This window comes from Terrabacter sp. R4-6, from assembly GCF_057529065.1.
Genome location: NZ_CP197224.1, coordinates 875,861 through 891,420, shown reverse-complemented (window position 1 = coordinate 891,420; position 15,560 = coordinate 875,861). Strand labels below are relative to the sequence as shown.

Genomic DNA, 15,560 nt, shown 5'->3' with positions numbered 1-15,560 from the left:
TGCCGTCTCGCGGGGGATGCGGCGAGGGACCCCGCCGTCGTGGCGGGGTCCCTCGGGTGCTCGGTCTGCGGTCGAGCGCGGGCAGGTGGGCTCAGCGCCCGAATGCGCGCTCCATGAGCTCGGCCTGCTCGGCCGCGTGCTTCTTCGACGAGCCGGTGGCCGGGGAGGCCGCAGCCTTGCGGGCCACGACGCGCCACGGCCGGGTCTCGCCCAGGTCGCAGAGGTCCTCGTGGAGCCACTGGGCCATGAGCGGCCACGCGCCCTGGTTGCGCGGCTCGTCCTGGACCCACACGAGCTCGGCACCGGGGTACTTCGCGGCGACGTCGACGATCTCCTGCTCGGGGATGGGGTAGAGCTGCTCGACCCGGATGACGGCCGTCGAGGTGTCGCCGCGCTTCTCGCGCTCGGCGTCGAGCTCGTGGACGATCTTGCCGCTGGCGAAGAGCACCCGCGTGACGTCCTTGGTGACGCCCTCGTGGTCGGCCAGGACCGGCTGGAAGCCACCCTGCGTGAAGGCCTCGACGGGGCTGGCCGCCGCCTTGCTGCGCAGCATCGACTTCGGCGTGAAGACGACGAGCGGGGTGCGAGGACGGGCGTAGGCCTGTCGACGCAGCAGGTGGAAGTAGCTCGCGGCCGTCGACGGGTAGGCGACCGTCATGTTGTTCTCGGCGCAGAGCTGCAGGTATCGCTCGATGCGCGCCGAGCTGTGGTCGGGACCCTGGCCCTCGTAGCCGTGCGGGAGCAGCAGCACGACCGAGCTGCGCTGGCCCCACTTCTGCTCGGAGCTCGAGATGAACTCGTCGACGATCGTCTGCGCGCCGTTGCCGAAGTCGCCGAACTGCGCCTCCCACAGCACGAGCGCGTCGGGACGCTCGACGGAGTAGCCGTACTCGAAGCCCATCGCGGCGTACTCGGACAGGAGCGAGTCGTAGACCCAGAAGCGGGCCTGTCCCTCGCCGAGGTAGAGCAGCGGCGTCCACTCCTCCGCGGTGTTCTTGTCGATGAGCACCGCGTGGCGCTGCACGAACGTGCCGCGGCGGCTGTCCTGCCCGGCGAGCCGGATCGGCGTGCCCTCCTTGAGGAGGGTGCCGAAGGCGAGCAGCTCGGCCATCGGCCAGTCGATGCCGCCCTCGTGGACCATCTGGGCCCGCTTGTCCATCAGCTGCTTGAGCTTCGGGTGGATCGTGAAGCCCTCGGGCGGGCTCGCAAAGGTCTCGCCGATGTGGACGATCTCGCTGGCCGGGACGCCCGTCTCGGTGGCCGAACGCACCGGTGCCTCGTCGTCCTGGACCTGCGCCGTCGGGCGCTCGAGGCCGGCGTTGTCGGGGGCGTCGGAGTCGCGGTCTCGGTCACGGGCCGGCGCCGGCGTGTCGGCCTGCGCCTTCTTGGCCTCACGGGTCTCGACGAAGACGCGCTCGAGCTGCTGCTGGTAGTCGCGCAGCGCGGCCTCGGCGTCCTCGACGCTGATGTCGCCGCGGCCGATGAGCGACTCGGTGTAGAGCTTGCGGACCGAGCGCTTGGCCTCGATGAGGTTGTACATGAGCGGCTGCGTCATCGACGGGTCGTCGCCCTCGTTGTGACCGCGTCGGCGGTAGCACACCAGGTCGATGACGACGTCCTTGTTGAACTCCTGGCGGAACTCGTAGGCCAGCTCGGCCACGCGCACGCAGGCCTCGGGGTCGTCACCGTTCACGTGGAAGATCGGCGCCTGGATCATCCGGGCGACGTCGGTCGAGTAGACCGACGAGCGCGAGCTGCTCGGCGAGGTCGTGAAGCCGACCTGGTTGTTGATGACGACGTGGATCGTGCCGCCCGTGCGGTAGCCGCGCAGCTGCGAGAGGTTGAGCGTCTCGGCGACGACGCCCTGGCCGGCGAAGGCCGCGTCGCCGTGCATGAGCACGGGCAGGACGGTGAAGGACTCGCCGGCGAGGTTGAGCCGGTCCTGCTTGGCGCGGACGATGCCCTCGAGCACCGGGTTGACGGCCTCGAGGTGGCTCGGGTTGGCGGCGAGGTAGACCTTGGTCTTGCTGCCGTCCTCGGAGACGAACTCGCCCTCGGTGCCGAGGTGGTACTTCACGTCGCCCGAGCCCTGGACCGACTTGGGGTCCTGGGTGCCCTCGAACTCGCGGAAGATCTGGCCGTAGGACTTGCCGGCGATGTTGGCCAGCACGTTGAGGCGGCCACGGTGCGGCATCCCGATGCAGACCTCGTCGAGGTTCTCGCTCGCGGCGCGGCACAGGATGCGGTCGAGCAGGGCGATGACGGACTCGCCGCCCTCGAGCGAGAAGCGCTTCTGCCCGACGAACTTCGTCTGGAGGAACGTCTCGAAGGCCTCGGCGGCGTTGAGGCGGCGCATGATCCGCATCTGCTCGTCGCGGTTGGCCTTCTCGTAGGGCCGCTCGACCTTGTTCTGGATCCACTTGCGCTGCTCGGGGTCCTGGATGTGCATGTACTCGATGCCGACGGTGCGGCAGTACGAGTCACGCAGGATGCCGAGGATCTTGCGGAGCTTGAGGAACGGGTAGCCGCCGAAGCCGCCGGTCGCGAAGGTGCGGTCGAGGTCCCAGAGGCTCAGGCCGTGCGTCGTGACGTCGAGGTCGTGGTGGCGACGCTGCTTGTACTCGAGCGGGTCGGTGTCGGCCATGAGGTGACCGCGCACGCGGTAGGCGTGGATGAGCTCCTGGACGCGGGCGACCTTGTTGATGTCGTCGTCGTGCGAGGAGTCGACGTCCTGGACCCAGCGGATCGGCTCGTAGGGGATGCGGAGCGACTCGAAGATCTCGTCGTAGAAGCGGTTGTCGCCGAGGAGCAGCTGGTGGATGACCCGCAGGAAGTCGCCGCTCTGGGCGCCCTGGATGATCCGGTGGTCGTACGTCGAGGTGAGCGTGAGGATCTTGCTCACGGCGTTCTTGTTGAGCGTCTCGTTGCTCGCGCCCTGCCACTCGGCGGGGTAGTCGAGGGCGCCGACGCCGATGATGGCGCCCTGGCCCTTCATGAGGCGCGGGACCGAGTGCACGGTGCCGATGCCGCCCGGGTTGGTCAGCGAGATCGTCGTGCCCTGGAAGTCCTCGACGGTCAGCTTGTTGCCGCGGGCCTTGCGGACGACGTCCTCGTAGGCGGTCCAGAAGTGGACGAAGTCCATCTCCTCGGCCGACTTGATGGAGGGCACGACGAGCGTGCGGCTGCCGTCGTCCTTCTGCAGGTCGATGGCGAGGCCGAAGTTGACGTGGGCCGGCACGACGAGGGCGGGCTTGCCGTCCTTCTCGGTGAAGCCGTTGTTCATCTCGGGCATGAGCGCCAGGGCCTTGACCATGGCGTAGCCGATGAGGTGCGTGAAGCTCACCTTGCCCCCGCGCGAACGGGCGAGGTGGTTGTTGATGACGACGCGGTTGTCGATGAGCAGCTTGGCCGGGACGGCGCGCACGCTCGTCGCGGTCGGGACGGTGAGCGAGACCTCCATGTTGGCCACGACGCGCGAGGACGCGCCGCGCAGCGGGGTCACCTGGTCGTCGTTGACCGGCCCGGTGCCCTTGACGGCCGGGATGTCGCGCGGCTTCGGGGGCTCGGCCGCCGGCTCGTCCTTGGGGGCCGCCTTGGCCTCCGTCGTGGGCTCCGCCTTGGGCTCCGCCTTGGGCTGGGCCTTCGCAGCCGGTGCAGCAGGCGCGGCGGGGGTCTTCATGGGGGGCGCGGGCGCCACCTTCGGCGCGCTCTTCGCAGCCGGTGCGGGGCTCTGCGACGGGGCCTGGGCGGAGGTGCCGTTGGGCGAGCCGTTGGTCGAGGACCCGTTGGCCGGCGCGCTGGTCGTCTGCGGCTTGGTCGCGGTCGCCGTGCGGCCCGGGGCCGCGCTCGTGTCGGCCTCACCCGGCCGGTAGTCCTCGAAGAACCCCCACCAGGCCTTGTCGACCGAGGTCTTGTCGGTCAGGAACTGCTGGTAGAGCTCGTCGACGAGCCATTCGTTCGGCCCGAATGCTGCAATCGGGTCACCGGACGTGGACTGATCGGACACGGCGAATGCGCCTCTTTCGTTTGGCTCGGGTGCGTCGTTGCCTATACAGGGGTCAAGCCTAGACCTGAATGCTCTGATACCGGACGGCGGCTCGGATGTCGAGCCCGAGGTTCCGCGAGGCGTTCGTCACGTCTGCCGGGGCCACGCCGGGGGAGCGTCAGCTGATGTCGGCGCGCAGCGTGCGCCACGTGCCGAGACCGGCCATCACGGCGGCATACGCCATGAGCACGAGCGCGCCCGCCCACCAGGAGAGCTGGTCGACGGGCTGGCCGTCGAAGCCGCCGCTCGTCGACTCGAGCATGGCGCTCGTGGCCCGGCTCGGCAGGTACGGCGAGATGCTCTTGCCCCAGTCGGTCAGGGCGAGCACGAGACCGAGCACGGGCTCGACGATCCACGCGACGGCGACGGAGATGAGCAGCGCGGCGACCTGGTTGGGGATGAGGATGCCGGCGCCGAGACCGATGAGGGCCCAGAGGCCCAGCACGAGCAGCGAGAGTGCGAGGGTGCGCCAGATGGCCGGGTCGGCGAAGGGGGCGATGCCCTTGGACGTGAGCACGAGGGTGCCCGCGCCGACGGCGCCCGCGAGCGAGAGAAGGCCGTAGAGCACGCCGATCGCGAGCAGCGAGATGACCTTGGCGGCCATGACGCGACCGCGGCGCGGGATCGCCAGGAAGGTCGCCGTGATCGTCTGGTGGCGGTACTCCGAGCCGATCGTGAGCACGCCGATCGACAGCGTCAGGAGGTAGCCGACCTGCAGGCCGCCGGTGAAGACGGCCTTGGCGATGGCGACGTCGGTCGTGGGCGCCGCCGCGGCCTGGGGGCCCTGCAGGGCGTCGCTCGTGAAGACGAACGCGAAGAGCACGGCGAACGCCGCGCCGCTGAGGAACACGGCGATGGCCATGCCCCACCACAGGCGGGTCGTGAAGAGCTTGCGGAGCTCGGCCCGCACCGCCGCGGTCATCGCGGGTCTCCTTCGTGGTCGGCAGGGCTCGGCGGCGTGGGCTCGGCGAGCAGGGCGGGATCGACGGGGGGCCCGCTCGGCGGCGGGAGGTCGGCGGGCACACCTCCTCCTGCCGGGGCGTCGAGCCCCAGGTTGCGGTTGCGGTGCGCCTCGCTCTCGGTGAGGTTGAAGAAGAGCTCCTCGAGATGGGTCTGCTCGCTGCGCAGCTCGTGGATGGCGACGTCGCTGGCGTGGGCCACGTCCCCGACGACGGCGAGGTCCTCGGTCGTGACACGCAGACCGCGCCCGCTGGGCGTGACCGTGAGCCCGCGACCGCGCAGCGCCTCGGAGAGGCGGTCCGGGTCGGACGTGCGGACGTATGCCGTGGGCTCGCCCCGCAGCTCGGCGACGGTGCCCTGGGCGACCCGCTGGCCGTTGGCGATGATGACGACGTCGTCGACCGTCTGCTCGACCTCGGAGAGCATGTGGCTCGAGATGAGCAGCGTGCGGCCCTCGTCGGCGAGGTGGCGCAGGAAGCCGCGCAGCCAGCGGATGCCCTCGGGGTCCAGGCCGTTGGCCGGCTCGTCGAGAATGATGACGCGGGGGTCGCCGAGCAGGGCGCCGGCGAGGCCGAGCCGCTGGCGCATGCCCATGGAGTAGCCGCCGGCCCGCTTGCGCGCGGCCGCGGGGATGCCCACGAGCTCGAGCAGCTCGTCGACGCGCGAGTCGGGCACGCCGGCGACGGCGGCCTGGACGCGCAGGTGGTTGCGCCCGGTGCGGCCGGGGTGGAAGTTCGTCGCCTCGAGCGCGGACCCGACGACCGTGAGCGGGTTGGGGATCTCGGCGTAGCGGTGGCCGTCGATCGTCGCCGTGCCGTCGGTGGCGCGCACGAGACCGAGCAGCATGCGCAGGGTCGTCGTCTTGCCGCTGCCGTTGGGGCCGAGGAATCCGGTCACGCGGCCGGGCTCGACGTCGAAGTCGAGGTGGTCGACGGCCGTGAAGGAGCCGAACCGCTTCGTCAGCCCGCGCACCTCGATGCGTCCGGTGAACTCCGGTCGTCCGTGCACCACCGTGCTCCCTCCGTCGGCCCGCGCGGGCGCCACGGCCCCCGCCGTGATGGGCCCAACTCAACCACACCGCACACCCCCTCCACACGGAGGTCGGTGCAGGCAGTCCGGGCCGCCGTGGCCGCCGCGTCTCCCTATAGTTGGGCGCACCATGACCTCCCTCCGCGACCAGGGTCCGGCCACCCCCGCCACCACCCCCGCCACCAGCCAGGTCACCACTGACGTCACCGCACGCACGCCCCGACGGGTGGTTCGCACGTGACCGAGTGGCTCCTCGTCCTGGGCGCCGTGCTGCTCACGGCGGGCACCGCGCTCTTCGTCGCGGCCGAGTTCTCCCTCGTGGCCCTCGACCGGCCCACGGTGCAGCGGGCCATCGACGAGGGTGACTCGCGGGCCCGCGTCGTGCTCCAGTCGCTCAAGCAGCTCTCGACGCAGCTGTCGGCGGCCCAGGTCGGGATCACCCTCACGACCCTCGTCGTCGGCTACCTCGCGCAGCCCTCGATCGGGGTCCTCGTCGCCGGTCCGCTCGAGGCGCTCGGTCTGAGCACGGGCATGGTCGAGGCGGTCTCGAGCGCGCTCGCCCTCCTGCTGGCGACGATCTTCTCGATGGTCTTCGGCGAGCTGCTGCCGCAGTTCCTCGGCATCTCCGCACCGCTCGCGACGGCCAAGGTCGTGGCGCTGCCCGTCCGCGTCTTCGCCGTCGTCGCCAAGCCGCTCATCATCGTGCTCAACGGCTCGGCGAACGCCTTCCTGCGCGCGCTCGGCATCGAGCCGCAGGAGGAGCTGTCGGGCGCCCGGACGCCGCAGGAGCTCGCGAGCCTCGTCCAGCGCTCGGCCGAGGCCGGCACCCTCGACGTCACGACCGCACGGATGCTGACGCGGTCGCTCGGCTTCGGTGAGCGCACGGCCGACGACGTCATGACGCCGCGCGTGCGGTGCACCGGCATCCACCGCGAGGAGTCCGCCGACGACGTGCTGCGCCTGTCGCGGCGCACCGGCCACTCGCGATTCCCGGTCCTCGGTGAGGACTGGGACGACATCGACGGGGTCGTCCACGTCAAGAAGGCGATGGCCGTGCCCCACGAGCGCCGCAAGGACGTCCCCGTGTCGGCGCTGATGTCCGACCGCCTCGTCGTCCCCGAGACGATCCGCCTCGACCCGCTCCTGCGCGAGCTGCGTGAAGGCGGCTTCCAGATGGCCGTCGTCGTCGACGAGTACGGCGGCACCTCGGGCATCGTCACGCTCGAGGACGTCGTCGAGGAGATCGTCGGCGAGGTCTCCGACGAGCACGACCGCAGCCGGCAGGGTGGGCGCGAGCTCATCGACGGGTCGTGGACCGTGCCGGGGCTGTGGCGCCCCGACGAGGTGCGCGACGCCTTCGACGCCGACGTCCCGGACGGGTCGACCTACGAGACGATGGGCGGCTTCGTCATGACCAGCCTCGGCCGGGTCCCCGTCGTCGGTGACGTCGTCCGGCTGCCCGGCTGGCGCATCAACGTCGTCGGCATGGAAGGGCGCCGGGTCGACCGGCTGCGCTTCGTGCCCGACCCGGAGTCGCTGCCGCCGGGCGGACCGGACGCGTCTGACGCGTCGTCGGACCGAACCGGTCGTATGCCGTCCGCCCCGGACGCGGGGGAGCGGTCGTGAGCGGCGCCTGGGTCTACCTCGTCTCGGTCCTCCTGCTGCTCGGCAACGCCTTCTTCGTCGGCGCCGAGTTCGCCGCCATGGCGGTGCGACGCTCGACGCTCGAACCCCTGGCCGACGCGGGCAGCAAGCGCGCGCAGTCCTGCCTGCTCGCCCTGGAGCGGCTCGGGTCGATGCTCGCGACCGCCCAGCTCGGCATCACCGTGTGCTCGGTCGGCCTGGGTGCCCTCGCCGAGGCGGCGCTGCACCACCTGCTCGAGCCGATCTTCCACGGCTGGGGCCTCTCCGACGCGTGGGCGAGCGGCGTGGCCCTCGCGGTCGCGCTGCTCATCGTGTCCTACCTGCACGTCGTCGTGGGCGAGATGATCCCGAAGAACCTCGCGATCGCCGGCCCCGACCGCGCGGCCCTCGTCCTCGTGCCGGCGCTGTTCGTCATCGCGAGCGCCCTGCGCCCGATCATCCACGCCATGGAGGTGATCGCGAAGGCCCTGGTGCGCCTCTTCGGGGTCGAGCCCAAGGACGAGATCACGTCGGCGTTCACCGTCGAGGAGGTGGCCCACATCGTCGGGGAGTCCCGTCGCGAGGGCCTCATCGAGGAGGAGCGGCACGGACTCGTGGCCAAGACGCTCGAGTTCTCCGACAAGCGGGCCCGCGAGGTGGCGGTCGACGTGCGCTCGCTGACGACCGTCGAGCTGGGCGCGACGCCCGCCGACATCGAGCGCCTCGTCGCCAAGCAGGGCTTCTCGCGCTACCCGGTCCGCGACGCGGCGGGCGAGATCGCCGGCTACCTGCACCTCAAGGACATCCTCTACGCCGACGACGAGCGGCACGAGCAGCCGATCCCGCCCAAGCGGGTCCGTCGGCTCGCCACCGTGCGCGAGGACGACGACATCGAGGACGTGCTCGCCACGATGCAGCTGACGGGCGCCCACCTCGCGCGCGTCATCGACGACGCCGCCGTGGTGACAGGGGTCGTCTTCCTCGAGGACGTCCTCGAGGAGCTCGTCGGCGAGGTCACCGACACGACCCAGCGCTGACGGGTCGTCACCGTCGTGGTGGTCGCCTCAGCCGGGCTGTCGGTCGAGCCACTCGAGGTATGCCGTCCCGCGCGGTGAGAGCTCGTAGCCGACGTCGTGGCTGATGGTCAGCCCGAGGGCCTTGAGCTTGCGGATGTCGACCTTCATCGGGAGCAGCTCGACACCGCGCAGGCCCGCCAGCTCCTTGGAGACGACGCGCGGGTTGTCGCGGATCCACTCGAGGATGTCGCGGGTCCACGCTCCCGTCGGGCGGGCGTCGAGCCGACGGAGACGGGTCGCGATGTCACTCAGCGACTCGTCGTCGGGCAGGCTCTCGCGCAACGCGACGCGCGGGTCCTCACCCGCCCAGCTGAGGCGGATGCGATACACCGTGTCCCCGCCGCGGCCCCCCCGGGGTGAGGGCTTGCGCTCCCTCGGGGCGAGGAAGCGCTGGAGGGTGGCGAGGTCCTTGACCCCGGCCCTGCGCGCGTCGCGCTCGGTGAGCTTCTCGGGGTCACGCACCCGGCTCACGCCGTCGAACCGGACGAGCCCGGCCGCCGTCAGCTGCAGCCCGCCGACCTTGACCCGCGGGGCGTCCCACCGGCGGAAGGCCTGCGTCACCGTGCCGGCGCGGATGGCCTCGGCGACCGGCTTGGAGATGAGCACGACCTCATCGTGGCACGCGCACTGCCCCTCGGGCAGGACGAAGGAGCCGGGCGTGGGCTGGAGACGGACGGCCGTCACGGACGCCATCGGGACCGTGAGCTCGAGCGCCTCCTGCGCACACTCGTGGAGCCGATCGGCGGTCGTCGACGTTGTTGATGCCGCCCCGAAACGTGGTGCATTCCGCGTCGGCGTCCGTCTGCTGCTAATCTCACCGGGCGCACGAAAGTGCGTGCCGCCCCCGTAGCTCAGGGGATAGAGCACCGCCCTCCGGAGGCGGGAGCGCAGGTTCGAATCCTGCCGGGGGCACCAACCGACATGAGGCCTTGAGACGCGCTAAGCGCCGTCTCGAGGCCTCGTGTCGTCCGTGCCCCCTGTCGACCTCGGGGATGCGTTCTCCGAGGAACGAGGATGACGTGGGGAGGACACCGGAGTCCCGCCGGGGGCGTCCCGGGAGTCGCCCGGCGGGCTCGTAGACTCGGCCGCATGACGCCGGACCAGCTGCGCGCCCTCCTCGAGGAGGTCGCCGCGCAGGCGGCCCGCACCGGGGAGCTTCCCGACGAGGCGCAGGCAGGGCCGCCGGCCGGGCCACTCTTCCGCCCCACCGACACCCGGGTCTCCGGCGTCGTCGCCGACTGGGTGACCCCGGTGGCCCAGCGCTGGGCCCCGCAGATCGACCTCGAGCCGCGCGACCTGGCACGCGTGCTCGCGCAGGGCCTGACCCTCCAGAAGCCGGTCGCGGCCGTGGAGGTGGCGCCCAGCGGCCTCATCGCCCTCACCCTCGAGGACTCGGCGCGGTCGGCGATCGTCCCGCTCGTCATCGAGGAGCAGGACCACTACGCGCTCGCTGCCGGCGAGCGTCGATCCGACCTCGTCGATGAGCCAGGCGCCCACGCCGCCGACGACCTCGTCCGCTCCGCCCAGCTCGCGCACGCCCGGATGTGCCGCATCATCCGCAACGCCGAGGCCGCGGGGGTCGAGCGGCGTCCGTCGACCCGGCTCGGCGAGCTGACCCACGTGGCCGAGCGCCACCTCCTCGTGGCGCTCGCCGACCTCCCGCAGCGCCTCGCGACCCACGCCGGCGACGAGGTCCAGCAGCGTCGAGCGGTGACCGACCTCGCGGCGCTCGCCGACGCCTGGGACCACCCCGTGCGGCCGACGGTCGTGGGGGTGCACCCGCAGTCGGTCCACGGGGCCCGGCTGCTCCTCGCCGACGCCGTTCGGATCGTCTTGCGCAATGGACTCGCGCGCCTCGGCACGGCAGCCCCCGAGAGGATGTAGGCATGCGCGCACACGAAGCAGGAGCGCTGCACGCGGAGGGCTATCGCGGCCCCGCGTGGCTCCAGACCCCCGTCGACGTCAACGCCCTCGTCCCGTCGCTGTGGGCGACCTCCGTCGGCCGGGGCGGTGACGGCGTCCTCACGGTCGGCGGCGTGAGCGTCACCGAGCTGGCGCGCGAGTTCGGCACACCGGCATACATCATCGACGAAGACGACTTCCGTTCGCGCGCAAGGGATTTCAAGCGGACGTATGCCGAGGTGTTCGACGGGCTGTCGGGCGGTGCCGACGTGTTCTACGCCGGCAAGGCCTTCCTCTGCACCGAGGTGGCCCGATGGGTCCACGACGAGGGCCTGCACCTCGACGTCTGCACGGGCGGAGAGCTCGCGGTGGCCAAGCGCGCCGGTGTCCCCGGTGACCGCATCGGCCTGCACGGCAACAACAAGAGCGTCGCCGAGATCCGCGACGCCCTCGACTACGGCGTGAGCCGCATCGTCATCGACTCCTTCGACGAGATCGAGCGCGTCGCCGCGGTCGCCGCAGAGCTCGGCGTCGTCGCGCCGGTCCTCATCCGCGTCACCGTCGGCGTCGAGGCGCACACGCACGAGTTCATCGCGACGGCGCACGAGGACCAGAAGTTCGGGCTGTCGCTCTCCGGCGGGCACGCGTTCGAGGCTGCGCGCCGCATCCTCGACCGGCCCGAGTCGCTGCGCCTGCTCGGCCTGCACAGCCACATCGGCTCGCAGATCTTCGACACCGCCGGCTTCGAGGTGTCGGCGCGCCGCATCCTCGGGCTGCACACGAGGATCGCGCGCGAGCTCGGCGTCGAGCTGCCCGAGCTCGACCTCGGGGGCGGCTTCGGCATCGCCTACACGACCGAGCACGACCCCCTGCCGCCGAAGAACCTCGCCGCCGGCATGGCCGAGATCATCGAGCGCGAGTGCCGCGCCGACGAGGTCGCCGTGCCGCGCATCTCGGTCGAGCCGGGCCGCGCCATCGCCGGGCCCACGACCTTCACGCTCTACGAGGTCGGCACGGTCAAGCCGGTCGACCTCGACGGCGGTGCGCAGCGCGTCTACGTCTCCGTCGACGGGGGCATGAGCGACAACGTCCGCACCGCGCTCTACGACGCCAACTACTCGTGCACGCTGGCCAACCGGGCCTCGACGGCGCCTCCGGTGCTCGCCCGGGTCGTCGGCAGGCACTGCGAGAGCGGCGACGTCGTCGTCAAGGACGAGTTCCTCCCGTCCGACGTCGGCGCGGGCGACCTCATCGCCGTCCCGGGTACCGGGGCCTACTGCCGCTCGCTGTCGAGCCAGTACAACCACACCCCGCGGCCGCCCGTCGTCGCGGTCCGCGACGGGGTCGCCCGGGTCATCGTGCGGCGCGAGACCATCGACGACCTGCTCGCCCTCGACGTCTGATGGATCTGCAGATCCTGCGCCACGGATGTCCGGATCGCGAAACAATGACCGTCCAGCACCCGGACAGACGGCAGGATTCGCACCGTGGACAGCGCCGTGAGTGACACCCAGCCGTTGCGCGTCGCCCTGCTCGGGGCCGGCGTCGTGGGCGGAGCCGTCGCGCGCCTGCTCACCGAGCACGCGGACGACATGGCGGCCCGCGTCGGCGCGCCGCTCGAGATCGTCGGCGTCGCGGTCCGTCGCGCCGGCCGCGACCGTGGCGCCCTCGGGGTCGACCCCGCCCTCTTCACGACCGACGCCGAGGAGCTCGTGACCCGGGCCGACGTCGTCGTCGAGGTCATCGGCGGCATCGAGCCGGCCCGGTCGCTCATCCTGCGCGCCATGGAGCACGGTGCTTCGGTCGTCACGGCCAACAAGGCACTCCTCGCCGAGGACGGCCCCGCCCTCTACGACGCCGCCGCCCGACACGGCGTGGACCTCTACTACGAGGCCGCCGTCGCCGGGGCGATCCCGCTGCTGCGCCCGCTGCGCGAGTCCCTCGCCGGCGACGAGGTGCGCAAGGTGCTCGGCATCGTCAACGGCACGACCAACTACGTCCTCGACAAGATGGACACGACCGGTGCCGGCTTCGCCGACGCCGTCGAGCAGGCCCAGGCGCTCGGCTACGCCGAGGCCGACCCGACCGCCGACGTCGAGGGCTTCGACGCCGCGGCCAAGGCCGCCATCCTCGCCTCGCTCGCGTTCCACACCCGGGTCTCGGGCACCGACGTCTACCGCGAGGGCATCACCGAGGTGTCGGCGGCCGACGTCGCGGCGGCGCGCGAGATGGACTCCGTCGTCAAGCTCCTCGCGATCTGTGAGCACACCGACAAGGGCGTCAGCGTCCGCGTGCACCCGGCGATGATCCCGCGGTCGCACCCGCTGGCCGGGGTCCGCGAGGCCTTCAACGCCGTCTTCGTCGAGGCCGACGCGGCCGGTGAGCTGATGTTCTACGGCAAGGGCGCCGGCGGCGACCCGACGGCCTCGGCGGTCCTCGGTGACCTCGTCGCCGTCGCCCGCCACCGGGTCGGGGGTGGCCTCGGGCCGGGGGAGTCGAGCTATGCCGACCTTCCCGTCCTGACGATGGGCGACGCCCAGACGAGGTACCACATCAGCCTCGACGTCGAGGACCGCTCGGGTGTTCTCGCGCAGGTCGCGGCCGCCTTCGCCGACCACGACGTGTCCATCGAGACGGTGCGCCAGCAGCTCGTCCCCGCCGGTGACGGCGAGGCGGCCCGGGCCAACCTCATCATCGTCACCCACACCGCGAGCGACGCGGCCCTCTCGTCCACGGTCGAGCGCCTGCGCACGCTCGACGTCGTCCGTGGTGTCAACTCCGTGATGCGCGTGGAAGGTTCGTGATGGCCCACCAGTGGCGCGGAGTGATCCGCGAGTACGCCGACCGCCTCCCCATGCTCGAGGGCGCGCCCGTCGTCACGCTCCACGAGGGTGGCACGCCGCTCATCCACGCCGAGAAGCTCTCCGAGCGCGTCGGCGCCGAGGTCCACCTCAAGTACGAAGGCCTCAACCCCACCGGCTCGTTCAAGGACCGCGGCATGACGACCGCGATCAGCGTCGCCGCGCGCAAGGGAGCCAGGGCCGTCATCTGCGCGAGCACGGGCAACACGAGCGCGTCGGCCGCCGCCTACGCCACCAAGGCCGGCATGACGTGCGGCGTCCTCGTGCCCGACGGCAAGATCGCCATGGGCAAGCTGAGCCAGGCGATCGCCCACGGGGCGACCCTGCTGCAGGTCGACGGCAACTTCGACGACTGCCTGACCCTCGCGCGCAAGCTCGCCGAGGCCTACCCCGTCGAGCTCGTCAACTCGGTCAACCCGGCGCGCATCGAGGGCCAGAAGACCGCGAGCTTCGAGGTCGTCGACGCGCTCGGCGACGCCCCCGACATCCACTGCCTCCCGGTCGGCAACGCCGGCAACATCACGGCGTACTGGAGGGGCTACCGCGAGTACCTCGCCCACCCCGTCACCGACGCGCCCGCAGGTCCTGCCACGCACCTGCCGATGATGTGGGGCTTCCAGGCCGCGGGAGCGGCCCCGATCGTCCTCGGTCACCCGGTCGACCACCCGGAGACCATCGCGACCGCGATCCGCATCGGCAACCCCGCGTCGTGGGAGCAGGCCGTCGCCGCGCGCGACGAGTCCGGTGGGCGCATCGAGGCCGTCACCGACGAGCAGATCCTCGACGCGCACCGCTACCTCTCGTCGCAGGAGGGTGTCTTCGTCGAGCCCGGTTCGGCCGCGTCCGTGGCGGGCCTGCTGGCGAGCCACGCCGCGGGTCTCGTGCCCTCGGGGGCGCGGATCGTGTGCACCGTGACCGGCCACGGGCTCAAGGACCCCCAGTGGGCGCTGCGCACCGCCGACGGGAGTGACGTCGTGCCGACCCGCGTCTCGGTCGACGCCTTCTCGGCGGCCCAGGCCCTCGGTCTCGAGGGCTGACCGCGTGAACCGGGTGCCCGCGGGCCGTTCCGTCAGCGTGCGGGTGCCGGCGAGCAGCGCCAACCTCGGTCCCGGCTTCGACTCCGTCGGACTGGCGCTCGGCCTCTGGGACGACTACGTCGTCACGACGTCCGAGCACGTCGGCCTCGTCGTCGAGGTGACCGGGGAGGGCGCCGCCGACGTGCCCACGGACGAGCGGCACCTCGTGCACGCGACGATGCAGCACACGTGGCGCGCGCTCGGCGTCGAGCCTCCGACGGGCCTGCGGATCGAGGCCGCCAACGGGGTCCCGCACAGTCGTGGGCTCGGCTCGTCGGCGACCGCGATCGTCGCGGGTGTCGTTGCCGCACAAGCACTTTCGTGGGGTCTGACTGAGAGCGCGTATGCCGCGTGGCCGTCTCCCGGTGCCACCGTGCCCGTCGACCTCGGGCTGGCGACGCACGTGTCGAGCGAGCTCGAAGGTCATCCCGACAACGCCTCGGCGAGCGTGCACGGCGGCCTCACGGTGAGCTGGATGCCGGACGGGACGGGGCTCGACCGCGGTGAGCGCACCGTCACGGCCCGCCTCGACCTGCATCCCGACGTCGAGGTCGTCGTCTTCGTCCCCGAGACCCAGCTCGCGACGCGCACGGCCCGTGCCGTGCTGCCCGAGACGGTGCCCCTCGCGGCGGCAGCGGCCGGGGCGGGGCGCGCGGCCCTGCTCGTGCACGCGCTGACGGTGGACCCGTCGCACCTGCACGCCGCCACCCGTGACTGGCTCCACCAGGAGGCGCGCCGACCCTCCTACCCGGCCACGATGGAGCTTGTCGACCTGCTCCGCTCCCAGGGGCACGCCGCCGTCGTCTCGGGGGCCGGCCCGAGCGTCCTCGTCCTCACGACGCGTCAGGTCGCGCAGGACGTGCGGGCGGGGCACCTGGCATCGCACTGGGAGCGGCTGACGCCGGTCGTGCCCGCGCACGGCGCGACGGCGCACGCGCGCTGAGCAGCGAGAACCGAGCCGTCCCTCACCCGTCCGAGGGCCTCTGGG

11 protein-coding genes and 1 tRNA gene are annotated in these 15,560 nt (G+C 71.9%); 8 read left to right on the top strand and 4 right to left on the bottom strand.

The genetic code is table 11. The features are described 5' to 3' along the window. Positions 1 to 91: 91 nt before the first annotated feature. The 3 genes from ACSSS0_RS04180 to ACSSS0_RS04170 form a co-directional block, all read right to left on the bottom strand. On the bottom strand, positions 92 to 4,006 hold the full coding sequence (locus ACSSS0_RS04180; RefSeq protein WP_487230165.1) for a multifunctional oxoglutarate decarboxylase/oxoglutarate dehydrogenase thiamine pyrophosphate-binding subunit/dihydrolipoyllysine-residue succinyltransferase subunit: 3,915 nt from the start codon (positions 4,004 to 4,006) through the stop codon (positions 92 to 94). A gap of 157 nt (positions 4,007 to 4,163) precedes the next feature. Further along, on the bottom strand, positions 4,164 to 4,967 hold the full coding sequence (locus ACSSS0_RS04175) for an ABC transporter permease (protein ID WP_435985171.1): 804 nt from the start codon (positions 4,965 to 4,967) through the stop codon (positions 4,164 to 4,166). Beyond that, positions 4,964 to 6,013, bottom strand: a complete 1,050-nt coding sequence (locus ACSSS0_RS04170; RefSeq protein WP_435985172.1) for an ABC transporter ATP-binding protein — start codon at positions 6,011 to 6,013, stop codon at positions 4,964 to 4,966. Before ACSSS0_RS04170 ends, ACSSS0_RS04175 begins: the two co-directional genes overlap by 4 nt. A 258-nt stretch (positions 6,014 to 6,271) precedes the next feature. Here ACSSS0_RS04170 and ACSSS0_RS04165 point away from each other — a divergent pair, with 258 nt between their 5' ends. Both ACSSS0_RS04165 and ACSSS0_RS04160 read left to right on the top strand, forming a co-directional pair. Further along, complete coding sequence (locus ACSSS0_RS04165) at positions 6,272 to 7,660, top strand: hemolysin family protein (protein WP_487230164.1); 1,389 nt, start codon at positions 6,272 to 6,274, stop codon at positions 7,658 to 7,660. Continuing rightward, complete coding sequence (locus ACSSS0_RS04160; RefSeq protein WP_487230163.1) at positions 7,657 to 8,694, top strand: hemolysin family protein; 1,038 nt, start codon at positions 7,657 to 7,659, stop codon at positions 8,692 to 8,694. The genes ACSSS0_RS04165 and ACSSS0_RS04160 overlap by 4 nt, the downstream gene beginning before the upstream one ends. A 27-nt stretch (positions 8,695 to 8,721) precedes the next feature. Here ACSSS0_RS04160 and ACSSS0_RS04155 read toward each other — a convergent pair whose 3' ends face one another. Beyond that, complete coding sequence (locus ACSSS0_RS04155) at positions 8,722 to 9,417, bottom strand: ASCH domain-containing protein (RefSeq protein ID WP_487230162.1); 696 nt, start codon at positions 9,415 to 9,417, stop codon at positions 8,722 to 8,724. 156 nt (positions 9,418 to 9,573) lie between these two features. Here ACSSS0_RS04155 and ACSSS0_RS04150 point away from each other — a divergent pair. The 6 genes from ACSSS0_RS04150 to ACSSS0_RS04125 all read left to right on the top strand — a co-directional run bounded on the left by ACSSS0_RS04150 (position 9,574) and on the right by ACSSS0_RS04125 (position 15,515). Continuing rightward, positions 9,574 to 9,648 (top strand) — tRNA-Arg (locus ACSSS0_RS04150). A gap of 174 nt (positions 9,649 to 9,822) precedes the next feature. Continuing rightward, on the top strand, positions 9,823 to 10,617 hold the full coding sequence (locus ACSSS0_RS04145; protein ID WP_487230161.1) for a DALR anticodon-binding domain-containing protein: 795 nt from the start codon (positions 9,823 to 9,825) through the stop codon (positions 10,615 to 10,617). A gap of 2 nt (positions 10,618 to 10,619) precedes the next feature. After that, complete coding sequence (lysA, locus tag ACSSS0_RS04140; RefSeq protein ID WP_435985177.1) at positions 10,620 to 12,038, top strand: diaminopimelate decarboxylase; 1,419 nt, start codon at positions 10,620 to 10,622, stop codon at positions 12,036 to 12,038. An 84-nt stretch (positions 12,039 to 12,122) separates the two neighbouring features. After that, complete coding sequence (locus ACSSS0_RS04135; protein ID WP_435985178.1) at positions 12,123 to 13,439, top strand: homoserine dehydrogenase; 1,317 nt, start codon at positions 12,123 to 12,125, stop codon at positions 13,437 to 13,439. Further along, positions 13,439 to 14,533: a threonine synthase gene (thrC, locus tag ACSSS0_RS04130; RefSeq protein WP_435985179.1), complete on the top strand. Its 1,095-nt coding sequence runs from the start codon at positions 13,439 to 13,441 to the stop codon at positions 14,531 to 14,533. The genes ACSSS0_RS04135 and thrC overlap by 1 nt, the downstream gene beginning before the upstream one ends. 4 nt (positions 14,534 to 14,537) lie before the next feature. Beyond that, positions 14,538 to 15,515, top strand: a complete 978-nt coding sequence (locus tag ACSSS0_RS04125) for a homoserine kinase (RefSeq protein WP_487230160.1) — start codon at positions 14,538 to 14,540, stop codon at positions 15,513 to 15,515. Positions 15,516 to 15,560 lie beyond the last annotated feature (45 nt).

Coding starts and splice junctions, on each gene's coding strand:
- lysA (WP_435985177.1), top strand. CDS start 10,620: ATGCGCGCACACGAAGCAGGAGCGCTGCACGCGGAGGGCTATCGCGGC.
- ACSSS0_RS04145 (WP_487230161.1), top strand. CDS start 9,823: ATGACGCCGGACCAGCTGCGCGCCCTCCTCGAGGAGGTCGCCGCGCAG.
- thrC (WP_435985179.1), top strand. CDS start 13,439: ATGGCCCACCAGTGGCGCGGAGTGATCCGCGAGTACGCCGACCGCCTC.
- ACSSS0_RS04175 (WP_435985171.1), bottom strand. CDS start 4,967: ATGACCGCGGCGGTGCGGGCCGAGCTCCGCAAGCTCTTCACGACCCGC.